Source organism: Streptomyces sp. NPDC097619 (genome assembly GCF_040302735.1).
GTDB lineage: Bacteria > Actinomycetota > Actinomycetes > Streptomycetales > Streptomycetaceae > Streptomyces.
On sequence record NZ_JBEOSD010000057.1, the window covers coordinates 38,440 to 44,921 of the forward strand.

The 6,482-nt window shown below is 70.9% G+C and carries 8 protein-coding genes; all 8 read left to right on the forward strand.

From position 1 onward, the window contains the following. Positions 1-15: 15 nt before the first annotated feature. The 8 genes from ABTZ17_RS17735 to ABTZ17_RS17770 all read left to right on the forward strand — a co-directional run bounded on the left by ABTZ17_RS17735 (position 16) and on the right by ABTZ17_RS17770 (position 6,343). Positions 16-1,077, forward strand: a complete 1,062-nt coding sequence (locus ABTZ17_RS17735; RefSeq protein WP_352196558.1) for a hypothetical protein — start codon at positions 16-18, stop codon at positions 1,075-1,077. Between the two features lie 127 nt (positions 1,078-1,204). Then, on the forward strand, positions 1,205-1,930 hold the full coding sequence (locus ABTZ17_RS17740; protein ID WP_352196559.1) for a hypothetical protein: 726 nt from the start codon (positions 1,205-1,207) through the stop codon (positions 1,928-1,930). 175 nt (positions 1,931-2,105) lie between these two features. Beyond that, a complete protein-coding gene (locus tag ABTZ17_RS17745) occupies positions 2,106-3,044 on the forward strand; it encodes a hypothetical protein (RefSeq protein WP_352196560.1) in 939 nt (312 codons plus the stop codon). An 84-nt stretch (positions 3,045-3,128) separates the two neighbouring features. Then, positions 3,129-3,938, forward strand: coding sequence for a hypothetical protein (locus ABTZ17_RS17750; RefSeq protein ID WP_352196561.1), 810 nt, complete (start codon positions 3,129-3,131; stop codon positions 3,936-3,938). 101 nt (positions 3,939-4,039) lie between these two features. After that, positions 4,040-4,228: a hypothetical protein gene (locus ABTZ17_RS17755; RefSeq protein WP_352196562.1), complete on the forward strand. Its 189-nt coding sequence runs from the start codon at positions 4,040-4,042 to the stop codon at positions 4,226-4,228. Continuing rightward, positions 4,225-4,719 (forward strand): hypothetical protein, encoded by a 495-nt coding sequence (locus ABTZ17_RS17760; protein WP_352196563.1) that lies wholly within the window; start codon positions 4,225-4,227, stop codon positions 4,717-4,719. Before ABTZ17_RS17755 ends, ABTZ17_RS17760 begins: the two co-directional genes overlap by 4 nt. Then, entirely contained in the window at positions 4,719-5,918 is a 1,200-nt protein-coding gene (locus tag ABTZ17_RS17765; protein WP_352196564.1) for a recombinase family protein, read from the forward strand. The genes ABTZ17_RS17760 and ABTZ17_RS17765 overlap by 1 nt, the downstream gene beginning before the upstream one ends. Next, entirely contained in the window at positions 5,915-6,343 is a 429-nt protein-coding gene (locus ABTZ17_RS17770) for a type II toxin-antitoxin system HicB family antitoxin (RefSeq protein WP_352196565.1), read from the forward strand. Before ABTZ17_RS17765 ends, ABTZ17_RS17770 begins: the two co-directional genes overlap by 4 nt. Positions 6,344-6,482: the final 139 nt, after the last annotated feature.

Genomic DNA, 6,482 nt, shown 5'->3' on the forward strand with positions numbered 1-6,482 from the left:
GATCAGGAGAGCGCCGTGACCGAAGCAACGCCCCTGCCCCTGTACGCCCCCCGCTCTGTGGCGGTTGCCGCTCGGGTGACCACGATCCTCGCCCGGACGTTCCCCGAGTACGTCTCCGGGGAGCAGGGCGGGTTCCGGGTCGAATCCCTTGACGTGCAGGAGCCGCGCCGGATGTTCGTCCGCTGGTACCGCGCGGACGGCACCACCGATCCCGAGGCGAGTGCCTACCCCGGCATGAGGGACGCCGTCCTGCGGGCCGGGTACGCGGTTGCGGAGTTGCCGCGGCCGGGCATTGGAGAGTTCTTCGTGGCCGACCGTCCGCACGACACCAGCGGTCGGCGGTACGAGACCGTCCCCAGCGACATACCCGTAGCCGGGCCCGCCTGGCTGGTCCGCGACCGGTGGACGCGCGTGCCCGTGGCGGCCGTGCCCACCGAGGAGGAAGCCGTGCGCACGGCGCACCGGTTCGAGAACGCCGCGGTGTTGGCCGACGCCCACCTGAGCGGCATCGACCGTCGCCTGGTCCCGTTCTTGGACCGGGCGGACGCCTTGCTGGGCAACGGCGTCCACTGGTGGCGGCGCGAGGTGCACTCCGGCAGGTACCAGCCGGCGGTTCGACACGACCGTCTCGATGCCTTGGTCGACGTGGCCAACGCCCTGCGGCAGGGCCGCGATGTCGTCGCGGAGCGGCGCCAGCTCACCTATCGGATTGAGGTCGGGCCGCTCGCGGACGAGGTGCACTGGATCCCGAAGTCGACCGCACCGACCATCGGGCACTTCCCCGGCGACGGGGGGCCGCTGGTCGCCACCGTGGTCGGACTGCTGCTCGCGGCCGGGCTGACGGCCGTCGAATACGGCGAGCCGATCGCCCAGGGCGGGTTCTGGCCCGAGGTGAACGGCTTCCTGGCCGGCTCCTGGACCGACGACAACGGCAGCAGCGGGGTGACCGTGACCCCGATCGGCAGGGACACCGACCTGAGCGGCGTACCGGACGTGCTCCGGGCCGCGGGCTGGTCGGTCTCCCCGTGGTGGGGGGACGACTCCTGGCAGGCCGTCGCGCCGCAGCACCTTCCGTAGCAGCCGGGGCCGCGGCACCGCAGGGGCCCGTTCCCCGCCCCTGCGGTGCCCCACCCCCGCCGGCATACCCATGGGGACGGGCCGAGCAAGCCCGCTCCCACCTCACTTCGACACCCGAGGACCCGAGATGCGCCCCACCCTGCCCGAACGCGTCACCATCGACCCGTTCTCCCTCGCCGCCCACCTCTCCCACCACGACATGCCCGGTCAGAGGTCCGGCACGGACATCCGCCGCCTGCGGGACAGCCGCGCCTGCCGCAACACCGTCACGCCGGTACCCCAGCTCGATGAGCGCCTTGCGGAGTGGCTCCGCGACCGCGCCGTCGACGAGGTGATCGCACGCGGCGGGGAGATCGAGATCCAGGGCCGATCCGGGCGGCCCGTCACGCTGGAGATCAGCGACCGCGCCGGGGGCATGGTGGTTCTTCACGCAGAGGGATGGCGGTCCTACGGCCGGTCGTCTCCCGCCCGCTGGGTGGCGCTCAGCTACCTCTGGGGCTCCGACGACGCCGGTTCCGGCCCGTGGGCCGTCCGCCTTCCCGGAACCGTCACCACGGTCGCCGAGGGCCTGGAGGCCCTCACCCCCGCGACGGTCAAGCATGCCTTGGAGATGGGGCGTCGCGTCCGCCGCCAGGGAGATGTCTACCTGGTGGAGACGAGCAGCCGCTACGACGGTGCCGGACTGTTCGACCTCCCGAGCTCCCACGAGTGGCGGCCGGGTACGCGGTACCTGGTGCACCGGCCCGAGGACGGCCGCCGGCATCGCCCGGTCCGCGCGCTGTGGCCGGTGCGGTTCGTGCTCCAGACGGCCTACGCGATGGGCCGTGGTGGGGGAATCGTGAACGCGGACTGACCGTCAGCGCCGTCTGAACGGCGCAGATGTCGGGTCGGTTTCGACGCGCAGGGTGGGGGCGGGTTTGTGTTCGGCGCAGACCCACCCCCACCCTCGGACATGGTGTACAGTTTTCCTTGTTGGACGGCACGAGCAAGCCGGACCGACACCAACGCCCCCAACGAAAGGCACAGTCGTGCCCTCTTCCCCGCACACCGGCAACGAGCCCACGACATCGGAGATCCTGCGGGCCGCCCTCCACCGACTCGAACCCGGCTGGTTCGTTGTCGCCGGGGCCACCCTGCGGTTCGCTGACCACGGCCTGCACGTGGACCGGATCGACGCGAAGGCCGGCGTCCTGGTCGCACAATGCCACCTGCCCGACGGCACCCGCCTGGACATCCAGGCCGTCCCCACCGAACCCACGGCCGACGCCTACGGCACCGCACTCGCCGGGCTCATCACCGGCAAGATCCTTCCGCTCTACCACGCCCGGAACACCGTCCTCCCCGAAGCGACGGGGCCCGACGCCTGCCGCGCGGAGGTGCTCCGACACGGAGCCTCCGCAGTGAACGCCCCCTGGTACACCGTGACCGTGTTGAGGTGCTGGTGGAAGTCGGGCACCCCGTGGCGGAGAAACGACTACGGGATCGTGCACCGGTCCCGGGCCCGGTCCATCCTCGCGGCCTGGGCCGGGCAGCCGGGCACCCATCTGTTGCGCGACGGCCATGGTCGCTTCTACGTCGCCCGCTCCTCGGTTTGCCTGGAACTGGAACCCACCGACATCGCGCCCCCGGCCACCGAGGGCGAAGCACTGCGGGCCGCACTCGCCGTACACGGCTTTCCCGCCTACGACGACGGCGACCGCGGCTTCACCTGGCTTGTTGTACCCGTCGACCCGGGCGCCAGCGAGGACGAGGCCCACGGGGGACTGCACTTCCGTATCTCCTCCGGGGAACACGCGGACCGTCCGGCCCACGCCCACGACGAGCCGTGGGGGGCCTCCCTCTACGACCACGCCGAGTACGTGACCACCCTGGACGCCGCCCCGGCCGGAGCGACCCTTGCCGAGGACTGCGCGCACATCGCCGGTGCCATCGCGAGCTACTCGGCTGCGGCCCGCGCCGAGCAGTAGCCCAGCCTGCGCCCTGCCTGTTGCCCGGCACCGGCAGGGCGCCGGCGGCCCCCAACCCCACCGCTCCACCACCGGGAGTCACCCATGCCCAGCACGAGCACGACCAGCGTTCCGCCGTCCGCCACCGCGATCATCACCGCGCTGCACACCGCGGGCGTCGCCACCCACTTCGACAGCGAGGAGGAGTGCGTTTTCGCCTACCCCTCGCACGTGCCCCCGGACCGGGCCCTTGACGGCCCCCACATCCTGATCGACTGGCATACGGTCGCCCCTTCCCGCCCGTCCGGGGACCGCGGCCTGTACACGGCCACCCTGTGGTACCCGGAGGAGGGCGATCCCGACACCTTTCAGGTGGGGCCCCGCATCTTCCAGTCGTCCGCCGGGGGGACACTCGCCGAGGAATCCGCGCGTTGCGGCCGGGCCGTGGGGGAGTGGCTGAACCGGCCCGGACACACCGCGGGGACCGTGCTCCTGGCCGCGCTCGCCGAGTACGGCATCGACATCGAGAGCGGCCTCCTCACCGTCGCCTACGGCACCCACAGTGACGGGCTCGGCGTACCCATTGCGTTCACCGGCTGGGCGCACGGGCGGCTTACCCTCGCCGACCGTGCCGGCTCCCTCCGGCACATGCCGTCCACCCATACCGGCTGGAGCATCATCCTGCACGACGAGCACGGTGAACCCGTAGGTGGTCCGGTGCACATCACGGGGGACGGCACCACCGTGGTGGACTGCGTGGCCGACTCGGCCGAGGCCGCGGCGGTGGTCGCGGAGTGGCTGACGACCCCGGTCTCCCGGCACTGCGACTGCTACTCGCAGGACAGGCACGGGCAGCGGCACGACGCCGAGTGCCACCGCTACGCCCGGCCGAGCACCGCCGGGAGCTCGACGTGACCGCCCCCCAGCTCTGCCCCAGGCATCAGCTGTCGGACCTTCGCGGCGCCCATGCCCCATTCCTGCCACTCCCCGACTGCGCACGCCGTACCGAGTACGGCGTGTGGGACGAGGACGCCGGGGGCTTCGTCTTCACGGCCGACTGCGCCATTGAGGCCGGTAACTGGGCGGTCGAACTTCGCGCCCAGGACCCCGATGCGAACCTGACCGTCCTCGGGGTGTGCCCTGAACACAGTGAGCAACCGGCCACCACGTGCGCGGACTGCGCCGCAGAGTACGACGAGACGTGATCGCTCACCTGAAGACGTGGTGGACGGTCGGCGTGGACAACTTCGCAGCGGACTGCGGCTGCGCCGAAGCGGAAGTGCCACGCGAGCTGAGTTGGTACGTCTCCGCGTCGATCAACGACATCAAGGCCCTGAACGAAGCCGACGGCTGGGCCCACGGACACGGCGAGTCCTTGCTTCGGGTCACCGGCGGCCGCGTGCACATGGCGGCGGCCTGGCGTCTCGAAGTCGACCGCGCGGCGTGGGCGGCGGCCCGAGGGCAGGACCCCCGAACCGCCCTCCGGGCCGACTTCGCCCAGCACATCGCCCAAGAGCTGATCGGTCTGCCGTCGGTGTGCGAGACCGACGCGGTGATGACCGCAGAGTTCGCCACAGGTCGCGGGCCCGTCCGCCGCACCTGGACCTGGCAGGACCGCCACCCCCACGCCAAAACGGAAGGCCCCCCCATCCACCTCCCGGCCGTCCCCGGCCGGGCCCCGAGAAAGGTGCGCTGATGCGCTCGATGTACCCGCCCCCGATCGACCTCAGCGAGTTGCAGAACCTCGCGCGGGTGGACACCCGGCCGCGGGTCTCCGCGTTCGTCGGTCGGGTGTCGACCAAGGACAACCAAGACCCGACCACGTCCATCCCGCGGCAGGTCACTCTCGCGTCGGCCCGCCTGGAGGAAGGCGAGGAGTTCTCGGCGTACTTCTGGGATGTCGAAAGCGGGATGTTGCCCCCCGAACTGCGAGGCCGAGGCACTCACGAGATGTACGCCGGACTCGGGGTGCCGACCCGCCGGGACGGTGGCCTCCAGGACCTTCTGGAACAGGTCGAGTTCCTCGGGATCACCCACGTACTGGCCGAACGGTCCGACCGCGTGGCGCGCGCCATGCTCACGAGCCTCACTTTCGAGCACCGTTTGGACGCCATGGGCGTGGAGGTGGTGTACGCCAACGAGCCGACCGGCGGAACCTACAGCGGCCGCCGCCGTGTCCGTCTCCAAGGTCAGGTCGATGCGGAGCTCTACCGCGAGGTGATGCGGGAGATGTCCATGGGCGGCCAGAAGGAGCATGCGAGCCGGGGATGGAACCACGGGTACCCGCCGTACCCCTACGCCACGATCATCGACCCGGACGCGCCGGTCAACACGAAGGGCTTCGACAGGCGCCCGAAGCGGAAGCTGGTCCCGCATCCGGACGGGCGACGATTCACCGCGGCTCGGGAGTTGTGCAGGCTCCGGCGGGAGGAGCACCTGAAGTCCGGAGAGATCCTCCAGATCCTCCGAGCGGAACCGGATCGGTACCCGGGTCGCTGGACGCACGGCCTCATCGAGGGCCTGATCGCCAACCCGAAGCTGTCCGGATACATGGTCTACAACCGGAGACCAACGCGTACCGGCAAGCCCGGTCAAGCGTCTTGGAATCCCATCACGGAGTGGGTGTGGTCGCCGGAGCCGGTGCACGCGGCGGTGGTGACCTTGGAGGAGTGGAAGCAGGCGCAGGTGGTCACCGCCGCTCTCCGCCCAGGGGTCAGTGCGGGACCGCTGAAACGCATCCGGGCAGCTGCCAGGCAGCGGGGGTTGGCGGTCGACGTGGTCGAGACCGGCGACCGCCACACGATCTACCGCATCGGCAACCGACGCGTCGTCCTGCCCAATCCGATCCCGTTCGTGCTCGCACAGCAGATCATCGACGACCTGGAGGAAGCGTGAACCACAACGACCTCATCCGCTGCCCTGCCTACAGGCGTGGCCGCGCGTGGACCGTACGGATTCCCGAGCACGGGGTGTACGCCCACGGGCGGACCCTCGCGCGGGCTCGGGAGAACGCGCTGGAGGCGCTGGACCTGATCGGGGTGCCCGGTGATGTTCAGCTCGTGCCGACTTCGGCGGAACTGGAGAAACTGCGCGCGGCAAGGGTTGTCGTTGACGAGGCATTGACCGAGGCTGTGCGTGCCCTTGCGCTCAGGCACGCGAACATGGGGGACATAGCCGCGGCGACCGGAACGACCAGGAGTAACGTCAAACGGATCCTCGCCGAAAGCGAGCAGAGCGCGGGCGAGGAAGCCGCCGGGCCGGTGCTGCAACAAGGTGAGACCCGTGAAGGGGATGGCGAGAGCCCGGATCGCGCGACGTAGGGACTCGTGCAGGTCTGAGTAGGATGGGTGTGCCGATGCTGACCGCCCTGGCGGACATGCAGTCGTGGGGCCCCAAGGCGATTGGCGCCGACCGCCGCGCCCATGCCGAGCAGCAGCGCCCGCCTGTCCGGCCCGTCGC